The following is a 15,993-nucleotide window of genomic DNA, read 5'->3' on the forward strand; positions in this document are numbered from 1 at the left end:
CGGAGCCGGGCGCAGCGGGTCGCCGACCGACGGGCTAGGCGCGCAACGCCGCCGCCAGCGCGTCGCGCCACGGCCGCAGCGGCGTCAGCCCCGCCTCGGTCGAGAGCCGGGAGCCCAGTACGGAATAGCGGGGCCGGGGCGCCGGCCGCGGATTCTTGTCGCTGCTGATCGGGTGCACTCGCTCCGGGTCGGCCCCCACCTCGGCGAACACCGCACGGGCCTGCTCGAACCGACTGACCGCGCCGGCGTTGGCGGCGTGCACGACGGGCGCATCCACGCCGTCGTCGGCCACCTGCAGCAGCGCAGCGGCGAGGTCGCCGACGTAGGTCGGTGAGCCGGTCTGGTCGTCGACCACCTCGACGACGCCGTCCCCGGCGGCCAGTCGGCGCATGGCGGCGACGAAGTCGTTGCCGGCGCCGCCGGTGTAGACCCACGCTGTGCGCACCACAGTGCCCTCCGGCAGCGTTTTCAGGACGGCCACCTCGCCGGACAGCTTGGTACGCCCGTACGCGCTGAGCGGCCCGGTTTCGTCGTCGGGCTCGTAGGGGGTGCTTGCCGAGCCGCTGAAGACGTAGTCGGTCGAGACGTGGATCATCCGGGCGCCGACGTCCGCGCAGACCCGCGCGATGTGTTCCGGGCCCTCGGCGTTGACCGCGTGCGCCCTGGCCTCGTCGGTTTCCGCGCCGTCGACGTTGGTGTAGGCGGCGCAATTGAGCACCACGTCGCCGCTCTGGATGTTCTTTTCGGCGGCGGCGGGGTCGGTGATATCCCACTGCGACGACGCCAGGGCCAGCACGTCGCGTCCCCGCCGGGCGGCCTCCACCGCCAGAACGCTGCCGAGCTGTCCGCCGGCGCCGGTGATTACAAGCCTGGGCTGCATGCCCTTGAGTCTGGCACGCCGACGCACGCCGCTACCGGTGATACCGCTGTGACGCAAGTAGTCTGGAGTGATGCCTGCGCAACGTGTGGTTCGTGTGGTTGCCACCGTGGCGGCCATCGTCATCGTGTTCGGTACCGGGGTGGCGTGGAGCCAGGTCCGTTCGTTCGAGGACGGGATCTACCACATGTTCGCCCCGTCGCTGGGCCAGGGCGGCGACGACGGCGCCGTCGACATCCTGCTGGTCGGCATGGACAGCCGCACCGACGCGCACGGCAACCCGCTCTCGGCCGAGGAACTAGCGACGCTGCGGGCCGGCGACGAGGTGGCGACCAACACCGACACGATCATCCTGGTGCGCATCCCCAACAACGGGAAGTCGGCCACCGCGATCTCGATTCCGCGTGACACCTATGTCTCGGCGCCGGGCTTGGGCAAGACCAAGATCAACGGCGTCTACGGCCAGGTCAAAGAGGAGAAGCGGGTCAGCCTCGTCGAATCCGGCGTCGACCCCGCCGAAGCCGAGGCCCGCGGCACCGAAGCCGGCCGCGAGGCCCTGATCAAGACGGTCGCCGATCTGACCGGCGTCACCGTCGACCACTACGCCGAGATCGGGCTGCTGGGCTTCGCATTGATCACCGACGCTCTCGGCGGCGTCAACGTCTGCCTCAAAGAGGCTGTGTACGAACCGCTTTCGGGCGCCGACTTTCCGGCCGGCTGGCAAAAGCTCAACGGCCCGCAGGCGCTGAGCTTCGTCCGCCAGCGCCACGATCTGCCGCGCGGCGACCTGGACCGGGTGGTGCGCCAGCAGGTGGTGATGGCGTCACTGGCCCACCAGGTGATCTCCGGCAAGACGCTGTCGAGCCCGGCGACGCTGGAGCGCCTACAGGGCGCCATCCAGCGCTCGGTGGTGCTGTCGTCCGGTTGGGACATCATGGATTTCGTGAAGCAACTGCAGAAGCTGGCCGCCGGCAACGTCGCGTTCGCCACCATCCCGGTGCTCGACGAGGCCGGCTGGAGCGACGACGGCATGCACAGCGTGGTGCGGGTCGACCCGCACCAGGTTCAGGAGTGGGTCGGCGGGCTGCTGCAGGATCAGGCCCAGGGCAAGACCGAGGAGATCGCCTACACACCGGCCAAGACCGCCGCGAGCGTCTTCAACGACACCGACATCAACGGGCTGGCCGCGGCTGTGTCGGAAGTATTGAGCGCCAAGGGCTTTGGCACAGGAATGGTCGGCAACAACGAAGGCGCGCACGTGCAGGCAAGCCAGGTACAGGCCGCCAAGGCCGACGACCTGGGCGCGCAGGCGGTGGCCAAAGACCTCGGCGGTCTGCCCGTCGTCGCCGACGCGTCGGTGCCGGCGGGTACCGTGCGGGTGGTGCTGGCCAACGACTACACCGGCCCGGGATCCGGGCTCGACGGCGGCGCCTCGCCGATGGCCGTCTCGTCGAACTCGGGCACTGGCAACAACAACCCCGACGCTCCCCCGCCGTCGCCGATCCTGACCGCGGGCGCCGATCACCCGGAGTGTGTGAACTGAGCACGCTCAGCGCTGCGATTCTCGACCCGATGCTGCGCGCCGACCCGGTCGGCCCGCGCATCACCTATTACGACGACGCCACCGGCGAGCGCATCGAGCTTTCCGCGGTGACGCTGGCCAACTGGGCCGCCAAGACCGGCAACCTGTTGCGCGACGAGCTCGGCGCCGGGTCGGGCAGCCGGGTGGCGGTACTGCTGCCGACCCATTGGCAGACCGCCGCGGTGCTGTTCGGGGTGTGGTGGATCGGCGCGGAAGTGCTGCTCGGCGGCTCCTGGGACGCCGACGTGGCGTTGTGCACCGCGGCGCGGCTGGAGGAGGCCGACGCCACCGGGGCCGGCGAGGTGGCGGTGTTGTCGCTCGATCCGTTCGGCAGCCCCGCACCCGACCTGCCGGTCGGGGTCACCGACTATGCGACAGCGGTGCGGGTGCACGGCGACCAGATCGACGGCGAACGCAATCCCGGCCCGGCGCTGGCCGGCCGGGCGGTCGACGAGGTCCTCGCCGACTGCCAAATCTCCGCTGCCACAAGAGGTTTGACATCCTCCGACCGGCTGCTGTCGTCCATGTCGTGGGACCGGCCCGCAGAGCTGATCGACGGGCTCCTGTCGGTGTTGGCGGTCGGCGCGTCGCTGGTGCAGGTGGCCAATCCCGATCCGGCGGCGCTGTCGCACCGGATCGAGACCGAGAAGGTCACCCGGGTACTCGACTAGAGCCCACCCGCCAATACATATTGGTATCGCAATATTTCTATGTTAGGTTGGGCGCCACAGCGACGAAGGAGGAATGTGGCGATGGTGGTGCACGGGCTACTCGCGAAGGCGGCCGGGACGGTCGTCACCGGGCTGGTCGGAGTCAGCGCCTACGAGGCGCTGCGCAAGGCCGTGCGCTCGGCTCAGGTGCACAACGCGGCGGTCACCGCGACGGAGTGGAGTCTGCGCGGGACCCGGCGCGCCGAGGAAGCAGCGGAGTCGGCCCGCCTCAAGCTCGCCGACGTGGTGGCCGAAGCGCGCGAACGCATCGGCGAGGAAGCGCCTCCGCCCGCCGTCGGAGGCGACCACGACCACGAGCACTGACGTGCGCGTCGTTTCCGACGCGGCCGGCCGGATGCGGGTGCAGGTCGATTGGGTGCGTTCGAATTCGCGGCGGGCAGTCGCGGTGGAGGAGGCCGTCGACAAGCAAAACGGGGTGCGCACGGTGCACGCCTATCCGCACACCGGCTCGGTGGTGGTGTGGTACTCGCCGAAGCGCTGCGACCGTTCGGCGGTGCTGGAAGCCATCAAGTCGGCCGAACACGTTGCGGCCGAACTGATTCCGGCGCGCACCCCACGCTCGTCGGATGTCCGCAACGCCGAGGTGTTGCGCATGGTGATCGGCGGAGCGGCGCTGGCATTGCTGGGGGTGCGCCGCTACGTCTTCCAGCGCCCGCCGCTGCTCGGCCCGTCCGGCCAGCTGGTGGCGACCGGCGCGACGGTGTTCATGGGCTACCCGTTCCTGCGCGGCGCGCTGCGCTCGCTGCGGTCCGGACGCGCCGGCACCGATGCGTTGGTCACCGCAGCGACGGTGGCCAGCCTGGTGCTGCGCGAGAACGTGGTCGCGCTGACCGTGCTGTGGCTGCTGAATATCGGTGAGTACCTTCAGGATCTGACGCTGCGACGGACCCGGCGGGCCATCTCCGACCTGCTGCGCGGCACCGCCGACACGGCGTGGATCCGGGTCGACGACGGCAACGAGGTCCAGGTGCCGATGGACACCGTGCAGGTCGGCGACGAGGTGGTAGTCCACGACCACGTGGCGATACCGGTCGACGGCGAGGTGGTCGACGGCGAGGCGATCGTCGACCAGTCCGCAATCACCGGCGAGACCTTGCCGGTCAGCATCGTCACCGGGGCGCGGGTGCACGCCGGTTCGGTGGTACTGCGGGGACGCGTGGTGGTGCGCGCCAGCGCCGTCGGCAACGAAACCACGATCGGCCGCATCATTACCAGAGTCGAAGAGGCCCAACATGATCGGGCGCCGATCCAAACGGTCGGCGAGAACTTCTCCCGTCGCTTCGTTCCCATCTCGTTCGTCGTGTCGGCGATCACGCTGGCGATCACCGGTGATGTCCGGCGCGCGATGACCATGCTGCTGATCGCCTGCCCGTGCGCGGTGGGCTTGGCGACGCCGACCGCGATCAGCGCCGCGATCGGCAACGGCGCCCGCCGGGGCATCCTGATCAAGGGCGGTTCGCACCTGGAGCAGGCGGGCCGGGTCGACGCGATCGTGTTCGACAAGACCGGGACGCTGACCGTCGGCCGTCCGGTCGTGACGAATATCATTGCGCTACATAAGGATTGGCAGCCCGAGCAGGTGCTCGCCTATGCGGCCAGCTCGGAGCTGCACTCGCGGCATCCGCTGGCCGAGGCGGTGATCCGCTCGACCGAGGAACGCCGGATCATCATCCCGCCGCACGAGGAGTGCGAGGTGCTGGTGGGCCTGGGCATGCGGACGTGGGCCGACGGGCGAACCCTGCTGCTGGGCAGCCCGTCGCTGCTGCAGTCCGAAAACGTCACGGTCTCCCGAGAAGCGGCCGAGTGGGTGGACAAGCTGCGCCGCCAGGCCGAGACTCCGCTGCTGTTGGCGGTGGACGGCACGCTGGTCGGTCTGATCAGCCTGCGCGACGAGGTTCGCACCGAGGCACCCGAAGTGCTGAAGCAGCTGCGCGCCAACGGAATCCGCCGGATCGTGATGCTCACCGGCGACCACCCGGAGATCGCCAAGGTGGTGGCCGCCGACCTGGCCATCGACGAGTGGCGCGCCGAGGTGCTGCCCGAGGACAAGCTCGAAGTCGTACGCCAGCTACAAGACGAGGGCCACGTCGTCGGGATGGTCGGCGACGGGATCAACGACGCCCCGGCGCTGGCGGCGGCCGACATCGGGATCGCCATGGGGCTGGCCGGAACCGACGTCGCCGTCGAAACCGCCGACGTCGCACTGGCCAACGACGACCTGCAGCGTCTGCTCGACGTGCGGGATCTGGGTGCGCGGGCGGTCGAGGTGATCCGGGAGAACTACGGCATGTCGATCGCCGTCAACGCCGCCGGGCTGCTGATCGGCGCCGGCGGCGCGTTGTCGCCGGTGCTGGCGGCCATCCTGCACAACGCGTCGTCCGTGGCCGTCGTCGCCAACAGCTCCCGGCTGATCCGCTACCGGCTCGATCAGACCCGCGCCGCCTCCAGCGAGGCGTCACCAGGGCATCAACCGTCGGCCCTCCCCAAAGTGCGAGGAAGCACGTAGCCTGAGCCGATGAACGAGCAGCTTCATTCGCTTTCCCGCGAGTTGGCGGAAGTGGGCCGACTGGTCGACGACGACGACGTCATCAGCGTGGTCGAGCGGATGGTCAGACGTGCGGTGCGCACGATTCCGGGCTGCGAGCACGCCACGGTCACCGTGGAGGTTGCGCCGGGCAAGCTCGAGACGGTGGCGGGCGGTGAGGTCGCCGCGCTGGTACACCATCCCGACGAGCCGCGCCCGTGGGAAGGCCCGATCCTGGACGCGATCCGCTACCGCGAGCCGCGCCGGGTCGAGGACGCCGAGACCGAGCAGCGCTGGCCGGGGTTCAGCGAACGGATGCGCAGCGCCGGTTTTCGCAGTTGCCTCGCGTTGCCGCTGCCCGCGTTCCGCCGGCCGTCGGTGGGATGCACGCTGTTCTCGCCTCGTCCCAACCAATTCACCGAGCACGTCATGGATTTGGTGATGCTCTTCGCGTTGCACGCCGGCACCACGTTCGACAACGCCGCGCTTTACGACGATTCACGCCGCCTGGTCGACCACCTGCACGCCGCGCTGGCCACCCGCGACCTGATCGGCCAGGCGAAGGGGCTGCTGATGCGCCAGTACTCGTGCGACTCCGAGGATGCCTTCGACCGGTTGCGGCGTGCCTCGCAACACCACAACGTCAAGCTTCGGCACCTGGCCGCCGAGCTGGTCGAGGCGCAAGAGCAGGGCCGGCTCGAACCGGTGCTGAGCCGGTGGTTCGCCACCGGCGAGGAGTCCAGCATGGCGGCCGCCGCAACCTGACCGCGCGCCGCCGTCGCCCACCTGCAAACGGCATGCAACAATGTCGCCCGTAAGGCGATGACGACGCAGGAAGCCGGTGCAAATCCGGCGCGGTCCCGCCACTGTCATCGGGGAGCGACCCTCACACGCCACGGCCCACGGGTTGGAAGGCGAGGCGAGCAGCGATCCGAGAGCCAGGAGACTCGCGTCATCGCGTCCTGCGACCCGGGGCGGTGTACCCCGAGAGAGCTGACCGACGTCCGTGTCCCGCGTGTCATGGGCGGCCCTCGCCGCTGCCATTGCCTTGGCGCTGATTCCGTGCGCCTGCGCCTCCCTTGCCGATACCGGCCGCCCGCGCCCGGGCTGCATCGCTGACTTCGACCCGGACGCCGACTATTTCCCGGACAAGTCGACGGTCACCGACGCCGTCAACTTCACGATCAGCTATCACCGCAGCTATCAGGTCCTGACCGTCAGGCAGCCCTATCCCAACGCGTCTGCCGAGTCGTATGTGCTGGTGCGTTGCGGCGCCCCGGCCCCGCACCTGACCGGCGACCTGGCCCGTGCGCAGCAGGTCACGGTTCCGGTCACCGGCCTGTATTCGGCCTCGACCACCCACCTGGGCATGCTCGCCGAGCTCGACCGGACCGACGTGGTCGTCGGGCATGCGCGCGGCGCGCAGGTCGACGTCGAGGCTGTCGTCGCCGCCGATCCCGACGTGTTGGTGACCGCGGGCATCGACGATCCGGGTTACGCCCGGCTGCGCGACGCCGGCGTCGACGTCCTCGCCGACGCCGAGTGGCTGGAGGCCACCCCGCTGGGCCGGGCAGAGTGGGTCAAGGTGTTCGCGGCGCTGACCGGCACCGAGAAGAACGCCGGCGAACTGTACGCCAAGCTGCGCGGCGACTACGGCAAGGTCACCCAAAACGCCAGGGGCGCAAGGCCTCTCGAGGTGCTGGCCGGAACCATGCACCAGGGCGCCTGGTCCATGCCCGCGGGCGGCGGCTACGCCGGGCGACTCATCGTCGACGCCGGCGGCAGCTACCCGTGGGCCGGCGACACGAGTACCGGCAGCCTGCAGCTGAACTTCGAATCGGTGTTCGCCAAGGCCGGCCACGCACCGCGCTGGCTGGTGACTACCGACTGGAAGACGCTCGACGACGCGCTGGCCGCCGACATCCGCTACGGCCGCCTGACGGCGGTTCGCGACGGCCAGGTCTGGTCGGCGGGCAACGACTACTGGGAGCGTGGCGTCGCGCGACCCGATCTGGTGCTCGCCGATCTGGTGGCGATCCTGCATCCCGAACTCGCACCGGACCACCGGTTCGCCTTCTACCGGAAGCTGACATGAGCCGGGCGGCGGCGGTGCTGGCCGCGTTGGCCGGCGGGGTGGTTGTGCTGGGTCTGTTGGGGCTTGCGGTCGGGCCGGTGCGGGTGCCGCTGGCCGACACCGCCCGGGTCCTCGTCGGCGCGGCGCCGTCGGACCCGCGCTGGCAGGTGATCGTGGCCGACATGCGGCTGCCGCGAGCACTCACCGCCGTCGCCGCCGGCGCCGGCCTCGGGGTCGCGGGGCTGCAGATGCAGACGCTGTTTCGCAACACGCTCGCCGACCCGTACGTCCTTGGCGTCAGTTCCGGTGCAAGCCTCGGTGTTTCGCTGGTAGTGCTTGCCGCAGGATCAGGCTTCACCGCTGGCGGGCGTGCGGGCGTGGTTGTCGCCGCGGCGCTGGGCGCGGGGGTGGTGCTGGCTGTTGTTCTGCTGCTGGCTCGCCGGGTTCGGTCGGCCGCGACACTGCTGCTGATCGGCGTGATGGTCGGCGCGGCCGTCACCGCGATCGTCAGCGTGCTGCTGGTCTACGCCGACCCGCAGCGTGTTCAGCAGTACTTGCTGTGGGGGCTGGGCAGTTTCGCCGGCACCGGCTGGGCCGACCTGCGGCTGCTGTTACCGCTCGTCGGTGCGGGTGTGGCGGCTTGCGCGCTGACGGTGAGTCCCCTCAATGCGCTGCTGCTCGGCGAGGGCTACGCCCGCACGATGGGTATCGACGTGCGACGGCTGCGGGTGATCACCGTCGCGTCGGGGTCGCTGCTGGCGGGGGTGACGACGGCGTTCTGCGGGCCGATCGCCTTTCTGGGGCTGGCGGTTCCGCATCTGTCGCGTCTCGCGTTGGGCACCTCCGATCACCGGGTGGTGCTGCCGGGTGCGGTGCTGATGGGCGCGGCGGTCGCGCTGGGATGCGGGCTCGTCAGCCAGGTTCCGGGCAGCGACGCGGTGCTTCCGGTCAATGCGGTCACCGCGCTGATCGGGGCACCGATCGTCGTGGCCGTGCTGCTGCGCAACCGCCGCGGTGTGGGGATGGTGCAATGATCGAATTACCTGATCTGGCAATCGGTTACCGAGGTCGGCGCCACAGCAGGGTGGTGGCCGAGGGCCTGCATGCCAAGGCGCGCCGCGGCGAGCTCACGGTGCTGTTGGGCCCCAACGGCTGCGGGAAGTCCACGCTGATCCGCACTCTGTGCGGGCTGCAGCCCGCGCTCGACGGGCGGGTACTGCTCGACGGCGACGATCTCGCCGCGGTGGCGTCCGGCGAGCTGGCCCGGCGGGTGGCGGTCGTGCTTACTGACCGCATCGATCCCGGGCTGCTCTCAGCGCGCGAACTCGTTGGGCTGGGCCGCATTCCGCATCTCGGGTTTGGCGGCCGGCTGACCCGCGACGACCACGCCGTCGTCGACTGGGCATTGCACGCCGTGGGTGCTGCCCATCTGGCGGAGCGGCCCGCCGCCGAGCTCTCCGACGGCGAACGGCAGCGAGTGCTGACTGCCCGCGCGCTCGCCCAGCAGCCGTCAGTGCTGGTTCTCGACGAGCCGACCGCCTTTCTCGACGTGCCGTCCCGCGCCGGCCTGGTCGAGGTGCTACGCGGGCTGGCCCGCGACCACGGCCTGGCGATCGTGATGTCCACACACGACGTCGAATTGGCGCTGCGCGTCGCCGACCGGGTGTGGCTGCTGGGCAGCGACGGCACGCTGGTCGACGCTATCCCGGAAGAGCACCTGCTGTCCGGCCGTCTCGGCGAGCTGTTCGCGGTGGCCGAGCACGGCGGGCGGGCTGCGCGTGTCGATGCGCCGGACCCGCTGCGCAGCGCGCTAGGACGGCTGCTCACCCGGGAAGGCTGGGGCACAAGCGAACCCGCGGAGATCGTCGTCACCGCGCCTGATGCCAACCGGATCACCGTACGCACGGCCGGGTTCGCCGTGTCGGTCGCACTGAGCGGCCTGCCGGCGCTGCTTCGCGAGCTTCCGCCGAGCAGCCACCGATGCGCACCCGAGCCACAGACGGCGGCGATGCTGGCCGAATTGTCCACAGTCAGCCAGTATTTCGCTGTCGGTACCGGTCCGGTCGATCGTGGCTGGCGGCCGGTGCGGCGGCTCTACACGGACACCGAGCTGCTCTTCGCCATCGTGGGTCGCGTGCAGGAGCGCATCGACGCCTCGGAGCGCCGGGTCGCGGCGTCGACGTTATTCCTCGGCTTCGCCGCCCGGTTGTGGTCGGTCGGGCTCGGCGCGGTGGTCGGCTACCGGTTGCTGCCCGACCTGGACCCCGAGCAGCTGCTGTTCCGGGAGAGCGATGGCCGCATCGAGCTGCACGTCGAACATCCGGTCGCGTGGCAGGGTGACGATTTGGACGCGCTGCTGGCCGACATGGTCCTCGACACACATCTGGCCCCGCTCACGGCGGCGCTGCGCCGCCTCGGCCCGATCTCGGACAAGGTGCTGCGCGGCAACGCGGCGTCCGCGCTGCTCGGCGCCGCACGTGTCTTCGGCCGCGAGCCCGGCCGGCAACTGGCCCGCAGCTTGTGCGACGACGAAAGGCTTTCGGGCGCAATCTGTTTCGGCAAGGGCGGTTACCGCCGGACCAGCTGCTGCCTGTACTACCGCACACCCGGCAGCGGGCTGTGCGACGAGTGCGTGCTCACAACCAAGCCCAACCGCAGAAAGGATGCCTCATGACCCAGAGTGTCAGCCCTCCCGTCGTCGAGACCGAAGGCGGAGGGCGAGAACAGGTCTGGCCGCTGCCCACCGACGAACAGCGGCTCCTCGACCTGATCCACCTGTGCTTCGACGAGTACTGGGACGACATCTGGTTCGGCGTCCTGATCGAGGGTGCGGCATGGGAAGTGGCGGCACCCTGCCCGCCCAAACGCATCTCGATGTACGACGGGTACGCAACCGTCGACTTCGGCCGCTGGCATTTCCATCTGTGCATCGGCGAGCACACGGCGAGCGGGCCCGAGCTGGGCCGGATCCGGAAGTGTTCGCGCGCCGAGATGTATCGCCGGCTCGGCAGCGACGGATGCCCAACGTCGTGGGGTGTGCGCCTGTTCAACGGCCGCGACGAGCAAATGATGACGCTGATGCTGCCGAACCCGTTTTTGACTAACGACCAGCAGATTCGCGACGAGCCCGCCTGGGGCCAACTGGAGCTGTGGGACCGGCTGCGCGCCACCTACCTCGGGCTGGGCCCCGATCCACTTGACCGCGCCGGCAAGGGATTTCGGCACGGATGACCGCGCCCATCTGGATGGCCTCACCCCCGGAGGTGCATTCGACGCTGCTCAGCAGCGGCCCGGGTCCGGGCTCGCTGCTGGCGGCCGCGGGGGCATGGAACTCGCTCGCCACCGCGTACGCGGAGACCGCCGAGGAACTCACGGCGGTGTTGGACGCCGTGCGGGCTGGGGCGTGGGACGGCACGACGGCCGAGGCCTACGTGACCGCCCATGCGCCGTATCTGGCGTGGCTGATGCAGGCCGCCGCCGACAGCGCCGCCACGGCCGCCCAACACGAAACCGCGGCCGGCGCCTACACCACCGCCCTGGCGACCATGCCGACGTTGGCCGAGCTGGCCGCCAACCACGCCACGCACGCGGCGTTGGTCGCCACGAATTTCTTTGGCATCAACACGATTCCGATCGCGCTGAACGAGGCCGACTATGTGCGGATGTGGATTCAGGCGGCCACCGTGATGAGCACCTATCAGAGTGTTGCCACGGCCGCGGTGACCGCCACGCCGTCGACCACCGCGGCGCCGGCAATCATGAAAACCGACGCGGCCACAACGTCGTCCGACTCGCCGTCGGGCCCCGACGTCTCTGAGATCCAGCAATTCCTCGACCAGATCGGATACACCGACTTCTACAACAACTTCTTGCAGCCGCTGGCCAACCTGTTCTCGTCGCTGGCCTACCTCTATCCGGAGTTTCCCTGGCTCCCCATCACCGGCAACCCGCTTTTTCACCTCAGCCCGACGAACATCGCCTGGTTTCTGGCCGTGCCCCTCGATCCGGGTTCGTATGCCGCGATTCTGGCCGGCAACTTCGCGACCAATGCGGCCGAGATCGCGGCGGCGTTGGCTACCGGTAATCCCGGAACCGTGCTCATCACACTGGGATTCGTCACGGTCGAAGCGATCGGCTTTACCGTGACCGACACCATCCAGTTGCTTCACTACCTGATCGAGCAGACCGTCACGCTGATTCCCGTCATTCTCCCGCTGGTCGCCGCTTCCGTTGTCCCGCTGGGCGCCGCTCCCGGTGCGGCGGGCGGATTCGCCGGTTTGGCGGGTTTGGCAGGGCTGGCTGGTGTCCCTCCGCCAACCGTCGTGCCGGTCACGCCGCCGCCTGTTGCGGCGCTCGCACCGACCATGCCCCCGTCGCCCACTCCGGCTCCCGCCCCCGCACCCGCTCCGGCGTCGGCCCCCGCGGCTGCCCCGGCGCCCCCTGCGCCCGGGGCCCCTCCGCCGACACCGTCGCCGCCGACGCTGAACACGATGGACGCCTACGGCTACATGGTGGGTGGACTGAACGCGGATGCCCGCAGGGCGGCCAGCACCCGTTCGCGTCAGAGGAAGGCACCGGAGCCCGACACCGCCATCTCGCCGGCACCTGCCGTCACGCCGGAAGAGGAGGCGCAGGCCCGTCGCCGGCGACGGGCGAAGGTCAGCCAGCTCGGCCGCGGTTACGAGTACATGGACCTCGAGCCGGACGAGCCGTTGGCGTCGGATCGGGGCGCGGGAAGCCTGGGCTTCGCCGGAACGGTCCGCAAAGACGCTGCCAGCGCGGCGGGATTGACCCGGCTGTCCGACGACTTCGGTGGCGGCGCGCGCATGCCGATGATGCCGGGCACCTGGGGCGGCGACGACTGATCAGCAGGCGCAGTTCTGGCCGCGCCAGGAGCGGATGCCCTGCCACACGGCGACGACGGCGACGGCCAGGCCGATCACGGGGTCCAGCCACCAACCGCCGGACCACCACGCCGTCACAAACAGGCCGAGCATGACGGCGGCGGCCTGGATTCCGCACAGGTAGTTCTGGGTGCCCTCGCCCGCGGTGGCCGCCGAGCCCAACCGCACGGCCAGGATGTGCTTGGCCCGGCCGAGTGTCGGCATCAGGGCCAGGGCGATCGCCGTCAACACAATCCCGATCACCGAGGTGTCGGCGTGGCGCTCGTCGAGCAAGTGGTGCAGAGATTCCGCGGCGATGTAGGGGGCGGTCAGCCAAAACGACAACGCGACGCCTTGCTGGGCGCGTCGTTCAGCGGTGTCGGACAGCGTGCGCCGGCCGCTGAACCGCCACACCACCATTGCGCTGGCCAGCCCCTCCGGGGCGCTGCCCAGCGCCCAGCCGGTCAGCGCGATCGATCCGACCGCCAGCCCCTGCCACAACCCGATGACGCCCTCGGCGAGCATCGCGACCAGGCTGACCCAGGCCAGCCGTCGCGCCCACCGGGCCCGCCGATGCCAGGTTTCGTCCCGCGTGCAGCAGGTGTGGTCGACGAGACCGACGGAGTCACTGGGGTGGGAGACGGTCACCAGGCGATCTTAAAGGCTGGTTACGCTGCCAGCATGGCGCGCACTGACAACGACACCTGGGACCTGGCGACCAGTGTGGGCGCCACCGCGACGATGGTGGCCGCGGGACGGGCCCGCGCCACCAGGGCCGGGCTCATCGACGACCGGTTCGCCGAGCCGCTGGTTCGGGCCGTCGGCGTCGACTTCTTCACCCGGTGGGCCGCCGGCGAACTCGACGCCGCGGAGGTCGACATCCCCGACCACCCGTGGGGCATGCAGCCGATGACCGACCTGCTGACCGTGCGCACCCGCTTCATCGACAGCTTTGTCGCCGACGCCGCCGCGGCAGGCGTCCGGCAGACGGTCATCTTGGCCTCGGGGCTGGATGCGCGCGGCTACCGGCTGTCGTGGCCCGCCGATATGACGGTGTACGAGATCGACCAGCCGCAGGTGCTGGAATTCAAGGCCGCGACGTTGGCCGAGCTGGGTGCCGAGCCGACGGCCGAGCTGCGGGCGGTGCCGATCGACCTGCGCCACGACTGGCCGGCGGCGCTGCGGCAGGCTGGATTCGACGCGGCCCAGCCCGCCGCCTGGATCGCCGAGGGTCTGTTGGCGTTTCTGCCGCCGGAGGCCCAGGATCGCTTGCTGGACAACATCACTGAGCTCAGTGTCGACGGCAGCCGGCTTGTCGCGGAGATGTTCCTGAATTCGCCGGAATCCCTGCAGGTCATGAACGCCGCCACGCAGAAGTGGTACGAGCATGGCTTGGACGTCCACATCGACGATCTGTGGTATTCCGGTGGACGTCACGACATCGCGGCGTATCTGGACGAGCGTGGCTGGCGCACCACGCGCACACTGGCCAGTCAGTTGTTGTCCGACAACGGGTTACCTGTGCCGCCGCGCAGCGACGCCGAATCCGCCGAGAACTACTACTGCACCGCCGTGCGGGGCGCGGATTCGTGACTACCAAGCCGCTTGACGGTTTCCGGGTGCTCGATTTCACCCAGAACGTGGCCGGGCCGCTGGCGGGACAGGTGCTGGCAGACCTGGGCGCCGAGGTCATCAAGGTGGAGGCGCCCGGCGGGGAAGCCGCCCGTCAAATCACCTCTGTCCTGCCGGGCCGCCCGCCGCTGGCGACCTATTTTCTGCCGAACAACCGCGGCAAGAAATCGGTCGCGGTGGACCTGACATCAGCCGACGGCAAGCAGCAGATACTGAGGTTGGCCGACACAGCCGACGTGGTGCTCGAAGGTTTTCGGCCGGGGGTGATGGAACGACTGGGACTGGGTCCAAGCGAATTGCAGTCGCGCAACCCGCGATTGGTCTATGCGCGGCTGTCGGCGTTCGGTGGCAACGGCCCGAACGGCGACCGGCCGGGCGTCGATTTGATGGTGGCCGCCGAAGCCGGCATGACCACGGGCATGCGCACGCCGGACGGCAAGCCGCAGATCATCCCGTTCCAGCTGGTCGACAACGCCAGCGGACATGTGCTCGCCCAGGCGGTGTTGGCCGCGCTGCTCAACCGCGAGCGGCACGGCGTGGCCGATGTCGTCACCGTCGCGATGTACGACGTCGCGGTGAGTCTTCAGGTCAACCAGTTGACGGTGCACCTGAACCGGGCCAGCAACGACCAATCGCCGAAGCCCAAGGGGCGCAAGAGCGTTGGGTTCGCCACCCAACCGTCGGACGCCTTCCGAACGGCCGACGGCTACGTCGTCATCAGCGCGTATGTACCCAAGCACTGGGAGCTGCTGTGCCGGACGATCGACCGCCCCGATCTGCTCGACGACGAGCGGTTCGCCGACCAGCGGTCGCGGTCCATCAACTACAGCGAGCTGAGCGACGAACTCGAGGCGACGCTGTGTACCAAGACCTCGGCCGAGTGGGTGGAGCTGTTGCGCTGCAACGGCTTAATGGCATGCCTGCCGTGCACCTGGAAGCAGGTTGTCGACACTCCGCTGTTCGCGGAAAACGAACTGGCGCTTGAGATCGGCAGCGGCGACGAGGCCGTGACGCTGATTCGCACTCCGGCCCGCTATTCGACGTTCACCGCCGCGGCGACCGATCCACCGCCGGCAGTGGGCGAACACAACGCCGAATTCCTCACAGGCATCGAATAAATGAACAGCCGGTGTCCGGCCGGTGTCTTTGCTCTATGAACGCCTGCTCAGTAGATATGAGAGCGCATAGGATTGAGGCGGCCGGAAAAACCCTCGCTGACGTGCTGTTATAGTTGCGCCACTGTGACTTTCAGCAGCAGACCCGGATGGTGGCGATCGGCCATTGCGATCGTTGTCGCGGCCGGCGCCCTAGTCGCTGTCCTCGGATACGGGCTGGTGCGATTCGAGTTCGCTGCGTCTGCGCCACCGCCATCGGAGCTGGTGTCGCTGGTAGCCGACGATGTCGAGCGCGCGGAGACCGACGATGGCTCGACACCCATCACTCAGAAGGCGTTCGAAGCGGTAGCACTGCACCGCGCGCTACCGCCACGGTTGCGTTCGATGCCGCTGTTGCGGTGGTTTTCTGAGGCGATTCCCGTGCCCGCGGGATGGTCCCGGCTCGGCGCGGCTGCTCGCGGTGCACCTCCGACTTCCCTTGCCGGGCAACAACTCTTGACCCAGTTCTGTATCGCTCGCCGCTGATCGGTCAGCATTCGCCCGCTTGATCCGCTGCTCGTCTGCGTTATGCAGTC

15 protein-coding genes and 1 riboswitch are annotated in these 15,993 nt (G+C 69.4%); of the genes, 13 read left to right on the forward strand and 2 right to left on the reverse strand.

The features are described from left to right. Positions 1-34 precede the first annotated feature (34 nt). The gene (gene rfbD / locus MFM001_RS10850) at positions 35-880 is read right to left on the reverse strand and encodes a dTDP-4-dehydrorhamnose reductase (RefSeq protein WP_116375277.1); all 846 of its coding nucleotides are present in this window, start codon (positions 878-880) and stop codon (positions 35-37) included. 67 nt (positions 881-947) lie between these two features. Between rfbD and MFM001_RS10855 the strand changes: the two genes are divergently transcribed. The 10 genes from MFM001_RS10855 to MFM001_RS10900 all read left to right on the forward strand — a co-directional run bounded on the left by MFM001_RS10855 (position 948) and on the right by MFM001_RS10900 (position 12,653). Beyond that, positions 948-2,420 carry an LCP family protein gene (locus tag MFM001_RS10855; protein ID WP_116375278.1) on the forward strand — a complete coding sequence of 491 codons (1,473 nt, stop codon included), beginning with the start codon at positions 948-950 and terminating at the stop codon, positions 2,418-2,420. Then, complete coding sequence (locus MFM001_RS10860; protein WP_202864136.1) at positions 2,408-3,130, forward strand: TIGR03089 family protein; 723 nt, start codon at positions 2,408-2,410, stop codon at positions 3,128-3,130. The genes MFM001_RS10855 and MFM001_RS10860 overlap by 13 nt, the downstream gene beginning before the upstream one ends. Before the next feature lie 81 nt (positions 3,131-3,211). After that, on the forward strand, positions 3,212-3,493 hold the full coding sequence (locus tag MFM001_RS10865) for a DUF1490 family protein (protein WP_116375279.1): 282 nt from the start codon (positions 3,212-3,214) through the stop codon (positions 3,491-3,493). 31 nt (positions 3,494-3,524) lie between these two features. Next, positions 3,525-5,696: a manganese-exporting P-type ATPase CtpC gene (gene ctpC, locus MFM001_RS10870; protein WP_116375426.1), complete on the forward strand. Its 2,172-nt coding sequence runs from the start codon at positions 3,525-3,527 to the stop codon at positions 5,694-5,696. A gap of 9 nt (positions 5,697-5,705) precedes the next feature. Further along, a complete protein-coding gene (locus tag MFM001_RS10875) occupies positions 5,706-6,479 on the forward strand; it encodes a GAF and ANTAR domain-containing protein (RefSeq protein WP_116375280.1) in 774 nt (257 codons plus the stop codon). Positions 6,480-6,505: 26 nt separating this feature from the next. Then, a riboswitch (cobalamin riboswitch) is annotated at positions 6,506-6,684 on the forward strand. Between the two features lie 45 nt (positions 6,685-6,729). Then, positions 6,730-7,809 carry an ABC transporter substrate-binding protein gene (locus MFM001_RS10880; protein WP_371685524.1) on the forward strand — a complete coding sequence of 360 codons (1,080 nt, stop codon included), beginning with the start codon at positions 6,730-6,732 and terminating at the stop codon, positions 7,807-7,809. After that, the gene (locus tag MFM001_RS10885; RefSeq protein WP_116375282.1) at positions 7,806-8,822 is read left to right on the forward strand and encodes an iron ABC transporter permease; all 1,017 of its coding nucleotides are present in this window, start codon (positions 7,806-7,808) and stop codon (positions 8,820-8,822) included. The genes MFM001_RS10880 and MFM001_RS10885 overlap by 4 nt, the downstream gene beginning before the upstream one ends. Further along, positions 8,819-10,462 (forward strand): ATP-binding cassette domain-containing protein, encoded by a 1,644-nt coding sequence (locus MFM001_RS10890; RefSeq protein ID WP_116375283.1) that lies wholly within the window; start codon positions 8,819-8,821, stop codon positions 10,460-10,462. The genes MFM001_RS10885 and MFM001_RS10890 overlap by 4 nt, the downstream gene beginning before the upstream one ends. Continuing rightward, positions 10,459-11,019 (forward strand): hypothetical protein, encoded by a 561-nt coding sequence (locus MFM001_RS10895; RefSeq protein WP_116375284.1) that lies wholly within the window; start codon positions 10,459-10,461, stop codon positions 11,017-11,019. The genes MFM001_RS10890 and MFM001_RS10895 overlap by 4 nt, the downstream gene beginning before the upstream one ends. Then, entirely contained in the window at positions 11,016-12,653 is a 1,638-nt protein-coding gene (locus tag MFM001_RS10900) for a PPE family protein (protein WP_116375285.1), read from the forward strand. The genes MFM001_RS10895 and MFM001_RS10900 overlap by 4 nt, the downstream gene beginning before the upstream one ends. On the opposite strand, the gene MFM001_RS10905 is transcribed toward MFM001_RS10900, so the two are convergent. Beyond that, positions 12,654-13,220 carry a cation transporter gene (locus MFM001_RS10905; RefSeq protein ID WP_116375427.1) on the reverse strand — a complete coding sequence of 189 codons (567 nt, stop codon included), beginning with the start codon at positions 13,218-13,220 and terminating at the stop codon, positions 12,654-12,656. Positions 13,221-13,352: 132 nt separating this feature from the next. On the opposite strand from MFM001_RS10905, the gene MFM001_RS10910 reads away from it, so the two are divergent. The 3 genes from MFM001_RS10910 to MFM001_RS10920 all read left to right on the forward strand — a co-directional run bounded on the left by MFM001_RS10910 (position 13,353) and on the right by MFM001_RS10920 (position 15,943). Continuing rightward, on the forward strand, positions 13,353-14,264 hold the full coding sequence (locus MFM001_RS10910; protein WP_116375286.1) for a class I SAM-dependent methyltransferase: 912 nt from the start codon (positions 13,353-13,355) through the stop codon (positions 14,262-14,264). After that, complete coding sequence (locus MFM001_RS10915; RefSeq protein ID WP_116375287.1) at positions 14,261-15,421, forward strand: CaiB/BaiF CoA-transferase family protein; 1,161 nt, start codon at positions 14,261-14,263, stop codon at positions 15,419-15,421. Before MFM001_RS10910 ends, MFM001_RS10915 begins: the two co-directional genes overlap by 4 nt. A 123-nt stretch (positions 15,422-15,544) precedes the next feature. Then, a complete protein-coding gene (locus MFM001_RS10920) occupies positions 15,545-15,943 on the forward strand; it encodes a hypothetical protein (protein ID WP_116375288.1) in 399 nt (132 codons plus the stop codon). The last annotated feature ends 50 nt before the right edge of the window (positions 15,944-15,993 follow it).

Source organism: Mycobacterium sp. MFM001, assembly GCF_003402475.1.
Lineage (GTDB): Bacteria > Actinomycetota > Actinomycetes > Mycobacteriales > Mycobacteriaceae > Mycobacterium.

What these genes read in the sequence shown, in the direction of transcription:
- MFM001_RS10875 (WP_116375280.1), top strand. Translation starts at nt 5,706, where the DNA reads ATGAACGAGCAGCTTCATTCGCTTTCCCGCGAGTTGGCGGAAGTGGGC.
- MFM001_RS10900 (WP_116375285.1), top strand. Translation starts at nt 11,016, where the DNA reads ATGACCGCGCCCATCTGGATGGCCTCACCCCCGGAGGTGCATTCGACG.
- MFM001_RS10885 (WP_116375282.1), top strand. Translation starts at nt 7,806, where the DNA reads ATGAGCCGGGCGGCGGCGGTGCTGGCCGCGTTGGCCGGCGGGGTGGTT.
- MFM001_RS10895 (WP_116375284.1), top strand. Translation starts at nt 10,459, where the DNA reads ATGACCCAGAGTGTCAGCCCTCCCGTCGTCGAGACCGAAGGCGGAGGG.
- MFM001_RS10865 (WP_116375279.1), top strand. Translation starts at nt 3,212, where the DNA reads ATGGTGGTGCACGGGCTACTCGCGAAGGCGGCCGGGACGGTCGTCACC.
- MFM001_RS10890 (WP_116375283.1), top strand. Translation starts at nt 8,819, where the DNA reads ATGATCGAATTACCTGATCTGGCAATCGGTTACCGAGGTCGGCGCCAC.
- rfbD (WP_116375277.1), bottom strand. Translation starts at nt 880, where the DNA reads ATGCAGCCCAGGCTTGTAATCACCGGCGCCGGCGGACAGCTCGGCAGC.
- MFM001_RS10910 (WP_116375286.1), top strand. Translation starts at nt 13,353, where the DNA reads ATGGCGCGCACTGACAACGACACCTGGGACCTGGCGACCAGTGTGGGC.
- ctpC (WP_116375426.1), top strand. Translation starts at nt 3,525, where the DNA reads ATGCGGGTGCAGGTCGATTGGGTGCGTTCGAATTCGCGGCGGGCAGTC.